The sequence below is a fragment of the Paraburkholderia sp. J12 genome (assembly GCF_905220215.1).
Taxonomy (GTDB): domain Bacteria; phylum Pseudomonadota; class Gammaproteobacteria; order Burkholderiales; family Burkholderiaceae; genus Paraburkholderia.
The window spans coordinates 39,412-56,249 of record NZ_CAJMZC010000014.1; the positions used below are offsets into that span (position 1 = coordinate 39,412).

Here is a 16,838-nt window from a genome sequence, read left to right on the forward strand (position 1 = left end):
ATGGAGATGCGTCGTACGTCGATCATGAGCGACAGGGCGGTCATCGCACCGTTGCGCTGGCTGACCCGCGAGCGCGTCGCACTGTACGGTGCGGCGTGTCTCGTGCTGCAGGTTTCGCTCATGGGTATCTGGGCCATCGCGTACTGGTGCCTGCACGTGCCGGGCATCCCGCTGCCCGGCTCCGATTTCCGCGTGTTCTGGTGCGCATCGCAGGTTTCGCTGCATCACGGCGCGCTCGCTGCCTTCGATCAGTCGCGCATGCTCGCCTGCGAGGCCGAGCTGCAGGCCGGCACGCCGCTCGCGCAGATGTTCGGGCCATGGGTCTATCCGCCGCCCTTCCAGTTGCTCGTTTATCCGCTCGCCGGGTTGCGCTACGCGAGCGCCTATGCGGCGTTCATGAGTGTGAACGCGGGCGCCAGCCTGCTGGCCTGCGTTCCGGCCATGCGATCGAGGCCGCTACCATGGGTGGTCGTGCTTGCCTTCCCCGGCTTTGCCGTCATCGCCGTGCATGGTCAGAACTCGTTGCTCACGCTCGCCCTAGCCGCCGGCGCGCTTGGTTTGCTCGATAGCTCACCCGTATGGGCTGGCCTGTGTGCCGGGCTGCTCGTCATCAAACCTCAGTTGGCCCCGCTGTTTCCCCTGCTGTTCCTGTGCGGTGGTCACTATCGGGCCCTGGCCGCCGCAATCGGGAGCGCCGCGTGCCTGTGCGCCGTGAGCGTGCTCGCGTTCGGCTGGCCGCTGTGGCTCGCGTGTCTGCATACGCTGGCGTGGTTTCAGGGCGCCGCACTCGATCACGACGGCGGCCATCTCTGGCGCGCCATGCCGACCGTGTTCGCCGTGGCGAAACAAATGGGTGTTGCGCACGGCACCGCGCTCGCGCTGCACGGAGCCATTGCCGCGGCTGCCGTGGGCGCGACCGCGCTGGCGTGGCACCGGCGCATGGACCGGAACCTTCGCGCGGCAGCGGCCATCGTCGCGGCACTGCTCATTCCGCCGTATCTGGTGTACTACGAGCTCGCGTGGCTGCTGCTGCCGGTCATCTATTTATGCGCCTATGCGCGTTCCCAGCGTGGGCCGCGGTCGTCGAGCTATGCTGCCTATGCGCTCGCCGCGGCCGCATGGTGCGCTCCGCTCATCGGCTTCCTCGCGATCCTGCTCACAGGTACGGGCCAATGGGCAGTGTTGCTGCTGCCGCTCATGCTCGCTGCGATACTGCATCAGGCGTTTCGTCGCTCGCCGCGCCGCCGCTCGAACAACGCGCCGCTTGCCGCCTAACTCGCCCGATACGTCCACCGCGAGTGCATCACATACGAAACCGCAGGAATGCAAACGACCACAGCGAGCGTAGGCAGCCAGATGTTCTGCCGGCCGCAAGCGAGGGGAATCAGCGCCGCGACGAGAAACCCGCCGAGCGACACGGCGCCAAAACGCAGAAAGCGCGCGAAAGTCGGCTGCGAGGAGAAGCTCCACAAGGTCTGGAGCAGGAAGGAAACGACATTGGCCACGATGAAGGCCGTCACGTTCGCGACGGTGGAGTCGCGCACGATCCATTCGAACACGCACCAGGCGACCGAAACGTGAACGCCCGTGGCAACGCCACCCGAGACGATGAACCTGACGATGCGCGGCATGCGTTGCATGGGTTTCCCCCCTTCATGTGTCAAGTGAAGTATGGGGGAATCGCCGCGCGCCCGGTTGCCGCAACCGGTTGGGAATGTTCACCGCTGCACAGAGCACCAACAAAACGGCGGCAAAGCAGCAACGCCAGCCGAAAAAAAGCCCGGCAAAAGCCGGGCTCTTCTCTCCACTCGGTTCGCGACTTAAAACGGCAGCTTCGCGTCCGGCTTTTCCGCGAGAATGACACGCTTGAAGTCGGCCTGGATACGCGCGAGCGCGGCGTCGTTGTCCGCCTCGAAGCGCATCACCACCACCGGCGTCGTATTCGACGAGCGCGCGAGGCCGAAGCCGTCTGGATACTCCACGCGCAGGCCGTCGATCGTGATGACCTCGTCGGCGCCCGTGAACTTCGCGTTCTGCTGCAGCTTCCCGATCAGCGCGAAGTTCTCGCCCTCTTCGAGCTTCAATTGCAGCTCGGGCGTAGCGTGCGAGTTCGGCAGGCTGTTGAGCAGCTGGCTCGGATCGGCCACGCGCGTGAGGATTTCGAGCAGACGCGCGCCCGTGTACAGGCCGTCGTCGAAGCCGTACCAGCGGTCCTTGAAGAACACGTGGCCGCTCATTTCGCCCGCGAGCGGCGCGCCGGTTTCGCGCAGCTTCGCCTTCACGAGCGAGTGGCCCGTCTTCCACATGAGCGGCTCGCCGCCCTTCTCCTTCACCCACTTCGCGAGGTTGCGCGTGCACTTCACGTCGTAGATGATCTGCTTGCCCGGGTTGCGCGAAAGCACTTCCTCGGCGAACAGCATGAGCTGACGATCCGGATAGATGATCTGGCCGTCCTTCGTCACGACGCCGAGGCGGTCGCCGTCGCCGTCGAACGCAAAGCCGATTTCGGCGTCGGTTTCCTTGAGCGCGCGGATCACGTCCTGCAGGTTCTCGGGGTGCGCCGGGTCCGGGTGGTGGTTCGGGAACGTGCCGTCCACCTGCGTGAAGAGCTCGACGAGCTCGCACCCCATGGCCTTGAAAAGACGCGGCGCGAGCTCGCCCGCCACGCCGTTGCCGGTATCCACCACGATCTTGATCGGGCGCGCGAGCTTCACGTCGCCCACGATGCGCGCCACATATTCGTCGGCGATGTCGTAGTTCGTGTAGCTGCCCTCGCCCGAGTCGAAGCGGCCATCCACGATGCGCTGGTAGAGCGCCTGGATCTGGTCGCCGTAGATCGCCTTGCCGCGCAGGACCATCTTGAAGCCGTTGTAGTCGGGCGGATTGTGGCTGCCCGTCACGACGATGCACGAATCGATCACGCGCTCGCCTTCCGGCAGCCCGAGCGGCACGCTCGCGGCAAAGTAGCCCACCGGCGTGGGCACCATGCCCACGTCCACGACATCCACGCCGGCCTCGCACAGGCCGTCGCCCAGCGCGCGGATCAGGTCCGGGCCCGAGAGCCGGCCATCGCGCGCGATCACCACGGCGTCGCCGCCCTGGGCGCGCACTTCGCTGCCGAACGCGCGGCCGATGGCGCGCGCCGTATCGGTGTCGAGCGTCTTGCCGATCACGCCGCGAATGTCATAGGCCTTGAAAATCGATTGAGAGATCATGATGAGGCTCGCTATCCATTGAAATACGCGCTATTCGTAACACAGCCCGCTGACCGGCTGATGCAGGCGGTTACGAAAAATCGAATCCGTTACAAACTATAATTGCCGTCTTTCGTCCGTCCCGCCGGGCGCTGGCCCCTGGAACGTTAGCCACCTATTTTAATGCCCAGCCGTTTCTCCCCGATCACAAAATTAATGCTGCAAAAAAAATCACCGCCCGCGGTGTTGCCAAAACGGTTGGCAGAACGGGTAACGGCGCCGTCGCCCGAACCCGCCCGCGCTAGCACGCGGCGTGCCCGCGCGGTCAAGCCATGCTGAACGTCAAGCGCTACGCCAACCCGGACGTGGCCCGGGCGCTCGCCAACATCGTCTGGCTGGGGCTCGAACGGGTCACGCAGATTGCCGTCGCCATCGTGATCAGCGGCGTGCTGGCGCGCTATTTCGGCCCCGACGTGTTCGGCAAGTGGCAGTACGCCAATACCCTCCTGCTCGTGCTCGCGCCCATCACCTGGGTTTGCGGCGCGGAAATCCTCGTGCCGACCATCGTCAACCGGCCACCGCAGGAGCTGGGCACCGTCCTCGGCAGTGCGTTTGCCCTGCGCATCGGCGTCTCGGCCGCCGCCTTGCTGCTGACCTGGGCGGGCATTGCGGCAGGCGCGACCGACCCGCTCGTCGGCGCGATGCTCGCCGGGCTCGCCGCGACCATGCTCTTTCGCGAGCCTTTCGTCGGCGTAATCAACGCCTGGCTGCAGAGCATGACCTACAGCAAGCCACAGTTGCTCGCGAGCATGACGACGGCCGTCATCAAGGCGCTCCTCGTCTACCTGCTCGCGCGCGCGGCGTTCCCGGCCGCGGGCTTCGGCTGGCTCTGGGCGCTCGAAGCGGCCGCGATCGGCGCGGCGCTCGTGCTCTACTACCGGCGCCGCCACGGCGGCACGCTCGGCTGGCATGTGGACCGCACGCTGTTTCGCCATTTCGCCACGGCCGGCACCGTGTTCTGGCTCGGCCTCATCTGCATGTACCTGTTCCTGAAGCTCGACCGGCTCATGCTCGAACGCACGATCTCGTTCGCCGATCTGGGCCGCTACTCGGCCGCACAGCAGCTCAACGAAAACTGGATCACGCTCGCGCTCATGCTCGCGCAGACGATTGCCCCCGCGTTCGTCTATCGCGTGCAGGAAGCGGCGCAGCTCCGGCGCAACCTCGTGCGGCTCTTCGCCATGACGGCCATGCTGATGATCGCGGGCGCGCTCGTGCTCGACGCGCTGGCCGGCTTCATCATCGGCCACGTGTTCGGCCCCGCCTACGCCGAGGCGACCGGCATCTTCCGCTGGGCCGTCTGGCTTTCGGTGCCTGCGGGCATCGAGGCGATCGGCAACCTCGTCGTGCTCAAGTACCAGGCCCGGTTCGTCCTGCTCGCGAAATGGCTGCTCGCGCTCGCCGTGGCCTTCGCCGTGAACCTCGTGGCCATCGGGCGCCTCGGCGCCTATGGCGCGCTCGTGGGACTCGCGGCGGGCTACGTGGCCGCCGCATGCGTGAACTTCTATTACATCCGCTTCAAGCTCGCCCCATGACGAACACCCCCGCCACCTCACGCGAGGGCGCACTCGCCGACGTCGCCGTGCTGATGCCCGCCTTCAACGGCCAGGCCGACGTCGAACGCACGCTGGCTTCGTTCGAGGAGGACGCGCCGATCTACGCGCTCGTCGTGGACGACGGCAGCACGCCGCCGATCGTCGCGCCCACGATACCGGGCATGCAGGTGGAGATCCTGCGCATGCCGAAGAACGGCGGCATCGAGCGTGCGCTGGAAGCCGGCATCGACGCACTCGCGGCGCGCGGCTTTCGCTATGCGGCGCGCATCGACGCAGGCGACCTGAGCGTGCCGCAGCGGCTCGCGAAGCAGCGCGCGCGCATGGAAGCCTCGCCCGCGCTCGCGGCGCTCGGCATGTGGACCCAGGTGGTGACGCGCGCGGGCGAGCCGCTTTTCATGCTGCGGCCGGCGGTGGAGCCGCAGCGGCTCAAGCGCGAGCGGCTGTTGCGCTCGCCGCTCGTCCATCCTTCCGTGATGTTGCGCGTGGACGCGGTCAAGGCCGTGGGCAACTACCGTTTGAAGTATCCCGCCGCCGAGGATCTCGATCTGTTCCTGCGGCTGATGCAACGTTATGACTGCGCGAACCTGCCCGAGCAGGGCCTTTTCTACGAGGTCAACGAAGGGGGCATCAGCGCCACGAAGCGGCGGCGGCAGATCGTCTCGACGTTGCGCCTGCAACTGGCTTACCTGAATGTGTTCAACTGGCGCGACTGGGCGGGGCTTGCGAAGAGCCTGCTGCACTTCGTCATGCCTTATCGGACGCTGCAGCGGATCAAACGGCGCTTGTTCGCGTGAGCGAGGCGTCGCCCCGCCGACGCACGACATGCCACGTCACGACACGACACGGCGCGCGGCTACGCGCGCGTTATTTCTTCGCGCTGCAATCGTAGGTGTATTCGCCGAGCGCCGTATTGCCTTCGCGCAGCACGAGATCGATCTGGCAGGTGGCCCCTGCCTGCTGCGCGGTGCGAACCGAAGACAATGCCTGGCTCTGTCCCGGCGCCAGCGTGGCACCGCCGCTCTGGCCGATGCGCGACGTGCCCGCGCGGCTTACGGTGATGACCTTGAGGTCGTATTCGATGCGGGCTTCCTGCGCGGAGCGCACGTAGGCCACGACATAGCCGGGCCCCTGGTTCGTAGCGGCGTCGAACCAGACCTGCAGATCGGGAGCAGTGATCATTCTGGGCACCTCATTGCTCGTGCCGCGGCGCGGCCCTGCATGAGAAAAGCCGGGCGACTGCACAACGCCGCCCGGCAGGAACGCGCAGCTTAGTGCTGCGTGATGTTCGCGTAGTTGCCGACGCCGGTCTGCGTGACCGTGCTGCTGTTGCCGTTGCCGATCTGCGTGACGTAGGCGTGGTTCGTGGCGAGCGACTGCGAAATGTTCAGATAGTTGTCCGAACCGCTCTGGTACGTCTGCGCGTAGTTGCCGAGGCCCGACTGCGTCACGTCGGCCGTCGAGCCGAACGACGCTTCCTGATCCACATAGGCCGTGTTGCCCGCACCGGCGCCACGGTCGGCGACATCCTGGTTCACGTTGACGGTATTGTCGGCACCGTACTGCTGCAGGATCGTCGCGCTTTCGCCCGTGCCGCCCTGGCCGATCTTGTCGGTGTCGGCGGCTTCGGCGTTTTGCGTCACCGAGGCCACCGCCTTGTCGCCGGTCTGGTTCACGCTCACGTTGTTATATTGGGCGCCGGTCTGGGCGATGGCTGCCTGATCGCCGCTGCCGCTTTGCGTGATGGCGGTGTTCCAGTTGTCGTAGGTGTTCGTCTGCGTCACCGTTGCGGTGTCGGCCGGCGAGAAGATCCCGCCGCCGCTCTGGTTGATCGTGACGTTGTCCGAGGTGCCGTTGGTTTCGGTAACGGTGGCGGACTGGCCGAGGCCGGTCTGGTTCACCGTGACGTCTTCGTTATACGAGTTCGCCCAGGCTTGCGAACCGATGGCGAGCAGACTGACTGCAACGAGAATTGCCTTGCGCTTCATGTTGATCTCCACGTTTTTACGGGCCCCGAATAAAACGCCGCCAGCAGGCCCCGAACTGGGCGGCGCAGGATGACGCCCTCGCCCGAGCGGCGAGAAGGCGAAACTTCAAAAGGGAATCTGGGCGTCAGCGCTGCACGACCGAAGCGCGCATGCCGCTGCCCGTCTGCTTGATCGAAATCGACTGGCCGGCGCCGTACTGCTTCACCTGTGCGACGTCGCCGTTGCCGTTCTGCTGAACCGCCGCGCTGTTTGCCGTGCCGCTTTGCTGGGCCGACGTCGAATTGCCGTTGCCGTTCTGCGTGACGGCGAGCGTGTTGCTCTTGCCGCTCTGCGAGGAAGAAACGGCGTTGCCCGTGCCGAACTGGCTCAGCGTCGCGCTGTTGTTGGTGCCGGCCTGCCAGGCCGTGGCGAGGTTGCCGGCCACGCCCTGCGTGATCGACGCACCGTTGCCGTTACCTTGCTGGTCGAGTGTCGCGCGCTGGCCGATGCCGGTCTGGACCATGTTGGCCACCTGGCCGCCGTCGCCGAAGCCCGGCTCGCCGGGCCCCAGATCCGATGTGGGGGCCATGCTGCCCGCGTAGGCGCAGCACGGAATCGCCGCCGCAACCAGCGCTCGCACGAGAGTCTGGCGTGTGCGTCTTGCAATCTCCTTCATTTCGTAATCCTTATGATGAATAGTGGATTAGCCGGCATAGTGGCTCCGCCATGTCACGACTGGTTTAGGGTAGTTGCCTGGCTTGGCTGCCTTGATTAGCCGCCGGGATTAACTGCCGGTCCCCGCCGCCTTGGCGTCGCTCGCCGGCGTCGCGGTAGCGGCTGTTGCGGCTGCGCTCGCGGGCCGTTGATATTCCGTGTCCTCGCGCGCATAGGTCTGGATGACGGGCGACGTCCAGTCCTTGTCGTCCTTGAGATGCCACGTGCCCGCGCTGATGCCCTGCACGATCAGATGCATCACGGCTGCCTCGATGGCCTCGCGCACGCACAGCTGCGCAGGCTCGGTATAGGTGAGCCCCGCATCGACCTGCAACAGATTCTGATAACCGACGAACTTGAACACCCCGGCCGTGAGCTCGTACGAATAGACGGTCTTGGTCGTCGAAACGCTGTTGAGCACCTGCCCGTTGCGGATGTCCACGGCGCGCAACGCCACCGTCACCTGATCGACGCGATACTGCGTGGCGCCGCCGATGCCCAGGTAGTTCACGCCGATGCCGCCCGTGCGCAGATTGGTGTCGTAGCCGACGATGCCGCCTTCGATCAGCACGTTCGCGGGCGTGAGCGCACCGATGTTCTCGAGCGGTTTCGCCTTGTCGGCCGGGGTTTCGAGCGCCCGCACGATCTTGCGCTCGGTGAGCACGTCCTGCAGATTCTCCCGCTCGACCGGCATGAACCAGCCCGACTCGCGCAAGGCGTCGGTGAGGAGCGACGCGGCGCCCTGGGTCACCTCGGACGAGAACGAACTGTCCGGCGAAGGCTTGTACTGGCCGGTCTGATCGCGGAAACCATAAACCGCCACGACCACCTTGCCCATCGGCTGCGGCAGCTGGAGCAGGTCGCGCGTGAGTTGTGTGGTGGGCGTGAGCCTGGCGTTGTCGAACGGCGGCACCGGCGACGCGCAACCCGACACTCCCACGATTCCCCCGATGGCCAGCGCCAGGGCGGCGCGGCGGATATTGTTATGAATAATTTGCATTATTGGCCCACCTGGAAGCTCGTGCTCTGGCCGGTCGTGTTATCGGTCGTGGTGACCTGGAGCGAGCCGTTGTTGAGGTTCGTCACCGTCACCGAGAACTGGCCCGTGGTGATGGTGCCCGGCTGCAGCTGGCCATTCGCGCCGACGATCGACGACGTGGCCGACGAAGCGATGCGCGACAGAATGGCCTGCTCGAGCTCGGAATTGAACTGCTGGAGCGGCGTTTGCTCCGAGGTGCCGTCGAGTTCGCTCGTTGCCGGCGCGCCGTGCTTGTTGACCGCGTTGGCGGTCGAAAGCAGGAACGAACCGTTGTCGGGGTCGCCCCCGAAAGTGGGATTGACCGGCGTGTAGATCAGGCCCGTCGCGTGACAGACGCTAACCTGCAAACCGCAGCACAGCACAAACGCACCCGTGGCCCGAATTTTTCTCTTCATTTTGGTCTCCTTACATTTCATCAGGACCGAGGTCCTGGTCGCGAAACAGCAATCGGTCGATATCCACCCGTACCACGCTTTGATAGGCCTCGGCCGCGGCGCGCCCGGCGGCCTGCTTGATGTCGCTGCGCGCGGGCGAGAGGAAGGCTTCGAAAAGGCGCCGGTGCTCGTACTCCACCCAGACGAGACTGCCCCAGCGCGCGTCGGGGCGCTCGTGGATCGAGATGTTGTAGCGCTCCGCGAGCGGATAGTCGCGCCAGAGCGAGGCGAAGTAGTTGTAGAAGTTCTGGCCGATCATCGTCACGACTTCGTTGCTGACGATGCCGCCCAACGCCTCGTCGAGCGTGCGCGTGTCGCCCACCTCGGGATGCGGCGCGGTGATGGCGGCGCTGCCGTTTCCGGAGGGTTCCGTCGAGGGCGACAGCGGCGTGCTGCTGAGCGCGTCTTTCGGATGCGGGCTCGTGATGGCCTGCGGCGGTTGCTGCTCGTTTGCCGGCGGCGTGGCGGCCGGTGCGATCGACTGACCGTGCGCCGAGCCGCCGAACAGGCAGCACAAAAGCGCGGCGGCGGCGCACGACGCCGGCCACGTCGCATGTGCGCGCAGGCTCCCGTCCCCCAGTACTTTCAAAAATGGCGCGCAGGACTTCTCCGCGCCCAGAATCGTGGTTTTCAAATTTGGCCCCTCGTTTTTCCGCCTTCTTACGTTCGCGGTTGCGTGTGCGGGGGGTAAGGGAGCAGGAAGTGTGCCAATGGAATGCGAGGTGCATGAGTGAGGAGGCGCCGAGGCCCGCGGTGCGTGCCGCGAGACCGCCTCGCCGTCGATGCCGGGCAGGCAATCCGGCATAGGATCGCGGTCAAAAATGCGCCCCGGCAGGCCGAGGTCACGTGACGCCGCGCGAGTGGCGTAACGCGCCGGCCGTAACACGCGGTAAGACGAATGAGGGTCGGCTAAAATGTGCGCCGCGACCGATCCGTCAGGGCCGCCGGACGATCCCGGCGGCCTGCCCGTCCGCCCCGAACCAACCCGACATCGTCTACATCGCCTTTGTGAACTCGCACGCCGCTCCCGCCAACCGGTCCGTCTCCACCCTGCGCATCGCACTCGTCTGCAACACCGCCTGGGCGATCTACACCTATCGGCACGGGCTGCTGCGCGCACTCACGCAAGCCGGTGCGCAGGTCATCGTCATCGCGCCGCGCGATCGGACCTTCGAACCGCTCAAGGCGATGGGATGCCGCTGCATCGACTTGCCCGTGGCCTCCAAGGGCACCAATCCGCTGCACGACCTCGGCACGCTGCGCGCGCTCTACCGCCGCTATCGGGAACTCAAGCCGGACGTCGTCTTCCATTACACGATCAAACCCAATATCTACGGCTCGATCGCGGCGTGGCTCGCACGCGTGCCGTCGGTGGCCGTCACGACGGGGCTCGGCTACGTGTTCATCCAGAAGAGCCGCGCCGCGCAGGTCGCCAAACTACTGTACCGCTTTGCGTTCCGCTTTCCGCGCGAAGTGTGGTTTCTCAACCAGGACGACGAAACCGCCTTCAGGAGCGGGAATCTGCTAGCTCATCCGGAACGGGCGCGGCTGCTGCACGGCGAAGGCGTGGATCTCGAACAGTTCGCCTTCACCCCGCTACCCGAGCGCGACACCTTCTCGTTCGTGCTGATCGGCCGGCTGCTGTGGGACAAGGGTGTCGGCGAATACGTCGAGGCGGCGCGCTCGCTCAAAGCCCGATATCCGCATGCGCGCTTCCAGTTGCTCGGGCCGGTGGGCGTGGACAATCCGAGTGCGATTTCCCGCGAGGACGTGGCCGCGTGGGAGCGCGAGGGCATCGTCGAATACCTGGGCGAAACGGCCGACGTGCGGCCCTTCATCGAGGACGCCGATTGCGTCGTGCTGCCCTCCTACCGCGAAGGCGTCCCGCGAACGCTGATGGAAGCCAGCGCCATGGGGCGCCCCATCGTGGCGACGGACGTGCCGGGATGCCGGGAAGTGGTCGAACATGGCGTCAACGGACTGCTGTGCGAGGCGCGCAGCGCGGCATCGCTCACCGGACGGCTCGCGGACATGCTCGAGCTCGCACTGCCCGAGCGCAAAAAAATGGCCGCGTCGGGCAGAAAAAAAATCGAAAAAGAATTCGACGAACGCGCTGTGATACAACGCTACCGTGAACTCGTCCAGCATCTCACCGGCGTGACGTTTTAAGCGCACCACACCTCATTCGAAATCCGGGAATACAGCATGGCAACGACACCTTCCAAAGGCACCATTCTCGTCACGGGCGGCGCCGGCTATATCGGCTCGCATACCTGTGTCGAGCTGCTGAACGGCGGCTACGACGTGGTCGCCGTGGACAATCTCGTCAACAGCCGCCGCGAATCGCTCGCGCGGGTCACGCAGATTACCGGCAAGCCGGTCACGTTCTACGAAGCCGACGCCTGCGACGAAGCGGCCCTCACCCGTATCTTCGAACAACATGCGATCACGGGCGTGATCCACTTCGCGGCGCTCAAGGCGGTGGGCGAATCGGTCGCGAAACCGCTCGAGTACTACCGCAACAACCTGGACGGCCTGCTGGTGGTGCTCGACGTCATGCGCCGGCACGGCGTGAAGCAGTTCGTCTTCAGTTCGTCGGCGACGGTGTACGGCGTGCCCGAAAAATCGCCCATCGACGAAACCTTCCCGCTCTTTGCGACGAATCCCTACGGCCAGTCCAAGCTGATCGCCGAACAGATCCTGCGCGACCTCGTCGTTTCCGATCCGTCCTGGCGCATCGCGGTGCTGCGCTATTTCAACCCGGTCGGCGCCCACGAGAGCGGGCTGATCGGCGAAGACCCGGCGGGCATTCCGAACAACCTCATGCCCTACGTGGCGCAGGTGGCAGTGGGCAAGCTCGAGAAATTGCGCGTGTTCGGCGGCGACTACCCCACCCCGGACGGGACGGGCGTGCGCGACTACATTCACGTGGTCGACCTGGCGCGGGGGCACCTGTGCGCGCTCGACGCGCTGACCGCCCGCGATGCCGGATTTGTCGTGAATCTTGGGACGGGGCGCGGGTACAGCGTGCTCGAGGTGGTGAAGGCGTTCGAAGCGGCCAGCGGGCGTCCGATTCCCTACGAAATCGTGGCGCGCCGCCCCGGCGACGTCGCCGAGTGCTACGCCGATCCCGCGGCAGCCGGGCAATTGCTGGGCTGGACGGCCCAGTTCGGCATCGAACGCATGTGTCAGGACCACTGGCGCTGGCAGGAGAAGAATCCGCGCGGGTTCGCATAAGGAACGAGAGCGGCCCGCACCGGAAAGTTGCGCCCGACACCAACCAACCGGCTTTACATACCGGCATCTATTGTTGCAGTTTATTACACAGCCGTAACATAGATTAAAAAAACGCTACAATTTACACAATAGCCGTTGAATTGGAGCGGATGCAGTGAATACAACACCCCCCAAGGGAGTCGTGGTGTGGCTGACCGGCATGTCGGGTGCCGGCAAGTCGACGATCGCCCATGCTTTCGTGACCCACATCCGCATGCTCGGCGCGCGGGCGACGCTGCTCGACGGCGACGTCCTGCGGACCGGGCTTAATTCGGATCTGGGATTCAGCGACGAAGAACGTACGGAAAATCTTCGGCGTGTGGCTCATGTGGCGGCGTTGTTTTGTGATGAGGGTTTTATCGTCGTGACCGCAACGATCTCGCCGAATCCCGAGCATCGCGAGAATGCGCGGCAAATCGTTGGCGATGCGTCGTTTGTCGAGGTTTTTGTCGACACGCCAATCGAGGTCTGCGAAGAACGGGATCCGAAGGGCCTTTACCAGCGTGCCCGCCGCGGCGAAATCAAGCAATTTACGGGGCTCGGCGCCCCCTATCACCGGCCGGAGAATCCGGATATCGTCGTGCGCACCGAGGGAATCGGCGTAGACGAGTGCGTGGCCAAGGTCATCGACCACCTGATGCACTCGGGGCAAGGCTCGCTGCTTCGTGGGCCGAATACCAGCCCGGTGCTGGCCTTCTCGCGGACGGCGGCGGCTGCTGCCACGGGCGAGAAGCTGGGGTAATACCGTCTCTCGATCCCGTTAGGGATGCACTACCCGTGACACCGCGTCACTCCACTCTCTCCAGGTAACGCAGCAAAGGCGCGACCGAGTCGCTCATCGACAAGGCAGTGACCGCCGCCGTAGGCGGTGCGCCATTCCTGACGGCATCGCTCACCGCAGCCCGGACTTGCCCAACGTCGTCGGCATCCACTTGCGTGGAAGCACCGGCGAGAAACTCCTCTGTCCAGTCCGACCGCGAAAGCACGAGGCGGCACCCCATCGTCGCCGCTTCGAGTGCCGATGTTCCGGGAAAGTCCCGCGGCAGTTCGATGAAGAGGCTGCTGTAGGTCAGCGCAGACAGATGGAGCTCAGAGCCGAACGGCATCACCGGAATAAACGTGACGTTCGGGCCGGCGGCACGCCGGCATTCGGCTGCATACGCTTCGTCCCGCACGGCCCCCGAGATAACGAGCGCCAGATCGAGTCCCTGAAAGGCCCGCACCGCCGCCAGCTGATTTTTCTGCGGCTCGATGATCCCCGGCCAGATAGCGTAGCGATCCAGCCCGTAGGACTCCTGGAACACTCTCGAGATGCTCGCCCGGCGACGAAACTTCGGCGAAATCAGTGGCGCGATGCGGATCACCTCCTTACCCGCAAGGCTCAAATAGCGGCCAAAGTGCTCCTCTTCCGATAGCGACTTGAATACCACAGCGTCGAAACGGGCCAGCAACCGTGACAACCGCTCAAGATGCTGGGGACTGGGTTCGTTGATGAACCAGAGGTTGGGCCAGAGAATCAAACGCCGTCCGGTACCCGCCAACGCATCGATGATCAGCTCCGATCCTTCCTGCATCGAAAAGTGAATCACCGAGTCGTAGGCATTCAAGGCGCGCGAGGTCGGTCCATAAATATCCGACATGGCCCCGGACGCGTTCAGGAATTCATTGAGCAACAGAACTTCCTGCTCTCCGCCACCGCGATACAGAAAAGCATTGGGCGAGGTCGTCAGCAGTATGCGTTTCATGGTCAGTCGGCCAAACTCGTCAAAGGTATGTGCCGGTATGTCACCGTGTGTCCGGGTACGATCGTGGCGTGGAGAAGATCGCAGTTTCCGATCGGGAAATCCGGGTAAGCGCTCAGTTCGCCACCTAGCAGGCGCAGCAAGATCGAACGCAGCGTCCCCTCGTGGCCGACGATCAGGACGGTCTCGTCCGGCTCCCAGTTGCGGGACTCGCGGTCGTACCACCCCGTTATCCGCGAGACCATTTCGCTAAAACATTCGCCTCCGGGATAGCGCAAATCGGGCTGCAGCCACGGGCGCTGATAACGCGGATCCCGTTCCCACAGCACGTCCAGCGTCAGATGGCTATACGAACCGGTATTGAGTTCGACGAGTTCCTGTTCGACGCGAATCCGGTCAGCCTCCTTCACCAGCGGCGCGACCGTATTCCTCGCCCGCGATAGCGACGACGTAAAGATGCGCGTGAAGGGGATCTGCTCGAGGTGCCGGCAGACCCTGGCGGCCTGCGCGAGTCCCGTCTGGGACAGCGGGAAATCCTCGGCGCCGCAGACCAGCCTGCGCTCGTTGGCCGTGCTCGCCCCATGCCGTAGCAGATAGAGTTCCAATTCAGAATCCGTAGGTATTGACGATGCCTACATCGACGTCGATGGGCCGATCGGTCATGTCGTCGGCAAAGGCGAAGTTGCTGTTAATCAGTTCGATGCGCTCGTGCATCATCTGTCCGACTGCCGCAACGGAAAAATCACGGGCCACGCGCTCCCGCGCATGCACGGCCTGCTTGAGCCAGTGCCCATAGTTCTCAACCATATCGCCGAACGCACGAATCGCATCGTCCATGCTGGGCTCCGCCCACAGATCGTCGCTACGATAACGCGGCCGGTTGTGGCCGACCCGACACAGATCGTAGGCGACGAGGCAAGTGTCCGAGGCATCACAGAATTCCATGTTCCCGGAATACCCGGTGACCATGACGGGAATGCCGCGGCTCATCGCATCCGAGATCGTCAGCCCGAAGCCCTCGGCCCGATGCAAGGAGACGTACACGTCCGTATCGTCGTACAGGGACGCCATTTCGGCCGCCTCGAAATGCCGGTCGATCAGTTCGATGTTCGAATGCTGCCTGACGATTTCACCCAATTTTTGTGACAGTAGCGAATCGTATTCGAGATTCTTGACCTTGACGGTCAGCCGAACCGACTCGTCGTTGGCGTACTGATCGAGGAATGCCCTTATCGTGAACAAAGGGTTCTTCCGCTCGGCGTCGCTATACACGTCGAAGACCGTCAAAAAATTGAAGGTATCGAAATGCCGGCCCGCACGACGCGCCTCCATTCTCAACGTCATGTCATGCGTTTCGACAGGATACGGAATCTTGACGACCGGGATATTGGCCGAACGCGCAATCGCGGCCTGGCATAGCGACGACGGCGTCCAGATCTCGTCGAAAAATTCGAACTGCCGGGCCCACTGTGCAGGAATGCTCTGCATCTCATGAACCCAATAGCCGATATTGTAGAAGCCGTTGAAAGAGTCCTCACCCAGCCGCGAAAAATACAGCGGTACCCGCCGCGCGTTGAAATGAAAGAGGTTGACCTTGTGCTTGAGTGAAGCGAGCAGACGGTCGTCGATCGTGGCATATTCGACGACTTGTGACGGCGACGGCCTGGAGAGCAGATAAACGTCGAAGGGCAGCGTAGACGCCTCGAGACAGTCGATATTGAGCGAGGCGACACGCCCTATACTGTCCTTCGCTTCATACGGCCCAAAGAAGTTGACGCCTTTTTTCATAAATCGGTTCTGCAATTGGTGATGCGTTGTGGCCGCCGGCCCGGTGTCCCCTGGTTTCGTTCAGCGTCAACCCCATTCAGGTGCTTGCTGCTCAGTATAACGCCTCGTCATACGGCACTCCCGCGCCTGCCCGGCGCGGCGCGGCGCGTCGACCATGCTGGCGCGGTAGAGGCTTAATCCCTGATATCGAACCGACGATCCAGCGCGTCGATATGGGCCTTCGCCGTTTCGTACAGTTGCCGGTCGATCCAGTAGTACTCTTCAACCGCGCGGCGCACTTCCTCGTCGAGGGTATCGTGCCGGCCGTCCACGCCGCTGTCCCGCATGTTGAGGTGCCCGATATCGAGGTGCTTGCCGCTGCGCGCGAACACCATCTTGTTGAGTACGTCGAGCCGCTCGATGGGCACGATATGATCGATGCGCAATGCCTTGATGTATTCGTACTGCGGCATCCAGTGGGCGTCCGGCGTGGCCTGCCGGTCCGACATCAGGAACTTCATGAGTCGGCGCAACCAGAACTCGCACGGATTGCTCTGCGCCCGGGAGTCGGACGCCTCGCCAAAGGCTTCGACCACCTGCCTCGAATGCCGCTGAGCCATCGGATTGGCGGCTTCCTGCACGAAGAAGTGGTTGCACGCGCTGACGATCCGGTCCAATGGATCGCGGAAAACGGCAACGCGAAGATACTCTGGATCCTTCAGGATTTCGTCCACGCGTGCAGGCGATAGATCCTTGAGCAGCAGCCCCGTATTGTTGCCTCCCAGCACGGCGTGAATCTTGTCCTCGTCCGTACCGAACTGCGCGTCGAGTTCGTCGACAATCGGCAGCGCCCGCCAGTCGATGCCGCGGTATTTCAGGAACCCAGTCAGAATTGACGTGTGCGCGTTCTTGGCGATCGGCACGAAGACGAGCTTCGCCTCCTCGAGGATGCAGATTTTCCAGGCCACCGGCATGTTCGGAATCTGCAGAAGGTGATCATTTCTCTTGAACTCTTCAGAAGCGACAATCGCGCGCTCGACCTCCACCGGCGAATCGTATTGCTCGAAATGTTCGAGCCCCGATGGATCGGCC

At 64.0% G+C, this 16,838-nt stretch carries 18 protein-coding genes; 6 read left to right on the forward strand and 12 right to left on the reverse strand.

Going from position 1 to position 16,838, the window contains the following annotated elements; genetic code table 11:
• Complete coding sequence (locus U5760_RS25195) at window positions 1-1,275, forward strand: glycosyltransferase family 87 protein (RefSeq protein WP_322015035.1); 1,275 nt, start codon at window positions 1-3, stop codon at window positions 1,273-1,275.
• Here the strand turns inward: U5760_RS25195 and U5760_RS25200 are convergent.
• Window positions 1,272-1,640, reverse strand: coding sequence for a GtrA family protein (locus tag U5760_RS25200; protein ID WP_322015036.1), 369 nt, complete (start codon window positions 1,638-1,640; stop codon window positions 1,272-1,274). The two genes, U5760_RS25195 and U5760_RS25200, sit on opposite strands and share 4 nt — an antisense overlap.
• Window positions 1,641-1,820: 180 nt before the next feature.
• Window positions 1,821-3,215, reverse strand: a complete 1,395-nt coding sequence (locus U5760_RS25205) for a phosphomannomutase/phosphoglucomutase (protein WP_322015037.1) — start codon at window positions 3,213-3,215, stop codon at window positions 1,821-1,823.
• 311 nt (window positions 3,216-3,526) lie between these two features.
• On the opposite strand from U5760_RS25205, the gene U5760_RS25210 reads away from it, so the two are divergent.
• Both U5760_RS25210 and U5760_RS25215 read left to right on the forward strand, forming a co-directional pair.
• Window positions 3,527-4,789: an oligosaccharide flippase family protein gene (locus U5760_RS25210; protein ID WP_322015038.1), complete on the forward strand. Its 1,263-nt coding sequence runs from the start codon at window positions 3,527-3,529 to the stop codon at window positions 4,787-4,789.
• Complete coding sequence (locus U5760_RS25215; RefSeq protein WP_322015039.1) at window positions 4,786-5,604, forward strand: glycosyltransferase; 819 nt, start codon at window positions 4,786-4,788, stop codon at window positions 5,602-5,604. Before U5760_RS25210 ends, U5760_RS25215 begins: the two co-directional genes overlap by 4 nt.
• A 70-nt stretch (window positions 5,605-5,674) precedes the next feature.
• Here the strand turns inward: U5760_RS25215 and csgH are convergent, their stop codons facing one another.
• From csgH to U5760_RS25245, 6 genes are all read right to left on the reverse strand, one after another.
• Window positions 5,675-5,989 (reverse strand): curli-like amyloid fiber formation chaperone CsgH, encoded by a 315-nt coding sequence (csgH, locus tag U5760_RS25220; protein ID WP_322015040.1) that lies wholly within the window; start codon window positions 5,987-5,989, stop codon window positions 5,675-5,677.
• 89 nt (window positions 5,990-6,078) lie between these two features.
• Complete coding sequence (locus U5760_RS25225; RefSeq protein WP_322015041.1) at window positions 6,079-6,795, reverse strand: hypothetical protein; 717 nt, start codon at window positions 6,793-6,795, stop codon at window positions 6,079-6,081.
• A gap of 124 nt (window positions 6,796-6,919) precedes the next feature.
• Complete coding sequence (locus U5760_RS25230; RefSeq protein WP_322015042.1) at window positions 6,920-7,450, reverse strand: hypothetical protein; 531 nt, start codon at window positions 7,448-7,450, stop codon at window positions 6,920-6,922.
• A gap of 108 nt (window positions 7,451-7,558) precedes the next feature.
• On the reverse strand, window positions 7,559-8,488 hold the full coding sequence (locus U5760_RS25235) for a CsgG/HfaB family protein (RefSeq protein ID WP_322015043.1): 930 nt from the start codon (window positions 8,486-8,488) through the stop codon (window positions 7,559-7,561).
• A complete protein-coding gene (locus U5760_RS25240) occupies window positions 8,488-8,922 on the reverse strand; it encodes a curli assembly protein CsgF (RefSeq protein ID WP_322015044.1) in 435 nt (144 codons plus the stop codon). The genes U5760_RS25235 and U5760_RS25240 overlap by 1 nt, the downstream gene beginning before the upstream one ends.
• Window positions 8,923-8,932: 10 nt before the next feature.
• Window positions 8,933-9,595 carry a CsgE family curli-type amyloid fiber assembly protein gene (locus U5760_RS25245; protein ID WP_322015045.1) on the reverse strand — a complete coding sequence of 221 codons (663 nt, stop codon included), beginning with the start codon at window positions 9,593-9,595 and terminating at the stop codon, window positions 8,933-8,935.
• Window positions 9,596-9,969: 374 nt separating this feature from the next.
• On the opposite strand from U5760_RS25245, the gene U5760_RS25250 reads away from it, so the two are divergent.
• From U5760_RS25250 to cysC, 3 genes are all read left to right on the forward strand, one after another.
• Window positions 9,970-11,130: a glycosyltransferase family 4 protein gene (locus U5760_RS25250; protein ID WP_322015046.1), complete on the forward strand. Its 1,161-nt coding sequence runs from the start codon at window positions 9,970-9,972 to the stop codon at window positions 11,128-11,130.
• A 36-nt stretch (window positions 11,131-11,166) separates the two neighbouring features.
• Complete coding sequence (galE, locus tag U5760_RS25255; RefSeq protein ID WP_322015047.1) at window positions 11,167-12,198, forward strand: UDP-glucose 4-epimerase GalE; 1,032 nt, start codon at window positions 11,167-11,169, stop codon at window positions 12,196-12,198.
• A gap of 154 nt (window positions 12,199-12,352) precedes the next feature.
• Window positions 12,353-12,979, forward strand: coding sequence for an adenylyl-sulfate kinase (cysC, locus tag U5760_RS25260; protein WP_322015048.1), 627 nt, complete (start codon window positions 12,353-12,355; stop codon window positions 12,977-12,979).
• Window positions 12,980-13,025: 46 nt separating this feature from the next.
• On the opposite strand, the gene U5760_RS25265 is transcribed toward cysC, so the two are convergent.
• The 4 genes from U5760_RS25265 to U5760_RS25280 all read right to left on the reverse strand — a co-directional run bounded on the left by U5760_RS25265 (window position 13,026) and on the right by U5760_RS25280 (window position 16,792).
• Window positions 13,026-13,982, reverse strand: coding sequence for a hypothetical protein (locus U5760_RS25265; RefSeq protein WP_322015049.1), 957 nt, complete (start codon window positions 13,980-13,982; stop codon window positions 13,026-13,028).
• Window positions 13,983-13,984: 2 nt separating this feature from the next.
• Window positions 13,985-14,584 carry a histidine phosphatase family protein gene (locus U5760_RS25270; protein ID WP_322015050.1) on the reverse strand — a complete coding sequence of 200 codons (600 nt, stop codon included), beginning with the start codon at window positions 14,582-14,584 and terminating at the stop codon, window positions 13,985-13,987.
• A 1-nt stretch (window position 14,585) separates the two neighbouring features.
• Window positions 14,586-15,767: a glycosyltransferase gene (locus U5760_RS25275; RefSeq protein WP_322015051.1), complete on the reverse strand. Its 1,182-nt coding sequence runs from the start codon at window positions 15,765-15,767 to the stop codon at window positions 14,586-14,588.
• A 173-nt stretch (window positions 15,768-15,940) separates the two neighbouring features.
• Entirely contained in the window at window positions 15,941-16,792 is an 852-nt protein-coding gene (locus U5760_RS25280) for a sulfotransferase family 2 domain-containing protein (RefSeq protein ID WP_322015052.1), read from the reverse strand.
• Window positions 16,793-16,838 lie beyond the last annotated feature (46 nt).

Excerpts from the sequence above, each read along its gene's own strand:
- U5760_RS25195 (WP_322015035.1), top strand. The coding sequence starts at position 1 with ATGGAGATGCGTCGTACGTCGATCATGAGCGACAGGGCGGTCATCGCA.
- U5760_RS25200 (WP_322015036.1), bottom strand. The coding sequence starts at position 1,640 with ATGCAACGCATGCCGCGCATCGTCAGGTTCATCGTCTCGGGTGGCGTT.
- U5760_RS25205 (WP_322015037.1), bottom strand. The coding sequence starts at position 3,215 with ATGATCTCTCAATCGATTTTCAAGGCCTATGACATTCGCGGCGTGATC.
- U5760_RS25210 (WP_322015038.1), top strand. The coding sequence starts at position 3,527 with ATGCTGAACGTCAAGCGCTACGCCAACCCGGACGTGGCCCGGGCGCTC.
- U5760_RS25215 (WP_322015039.1), top strand. The coding sequence starts at position 4,786 with ATGACGAACACCCCCGCCACCTCACGCGAGGGCGCACTCGCCGACGTC.
- csgH (WP_322015040.1), bottom strand. The coding sequence starts at position 5,989 with ATGATCACTGCTCCCGATCTGCAGGTCTGGTTCGACGCCGCTACGAAC.
- U5760_RS25225 (WP_322015041.1), bottom strand. The coding sequence starts at position 6,795 with ATGAAGCGCAAGGCAATTCTCGTTGCAGTCAGTCTGCTCGCCATCGGT.
- U5760_RS25230 (WP_322015042.1), bottom strand. The coding sequence starts at position 7,450 with ATGAAGGAGATTGCAAGACGCACACGCCAGACTCTCGTGCGAGCGCTG.
- U5760_RS25235 (WP_322015043.1), bottom strand. The coding sequence starts at position 8,488 with ATGCAAATTATTCATAACAATATCCGCCGCGCCGCCCTGGCGCTGGCC.
- U5760_RS25240 (WP_322015044.1), bottom strand. The coding sequence starts at position 8,922 with ATGAAGAGAAAAATTCGGGCCACGGGTGCGTTTGTGCTGTGCTGCGGT.
- galE (WP_322015047.1), top strand. The coding sequence starts at position 11,167 with ATGGCAACGACACCTTCCAAAGGCACCATTCTCGTCACGGGCGGCGCC.
- U5760_RS25265 (WP_322015049.1), bottom strand. The coding sequence starts at position 13,982 with ATGAAACGCATACTGCTGACGACCTCGCCCAATGCTTTTCTGTATCGC.
- U5760_RS25275 (WP_322015051.1), bottom strand. The coding sequence starts at position 15,767 with ATGAAAAAAGGCGTCAACTTCTTTGGGCCGTATGAAGCGAAGGACAGT.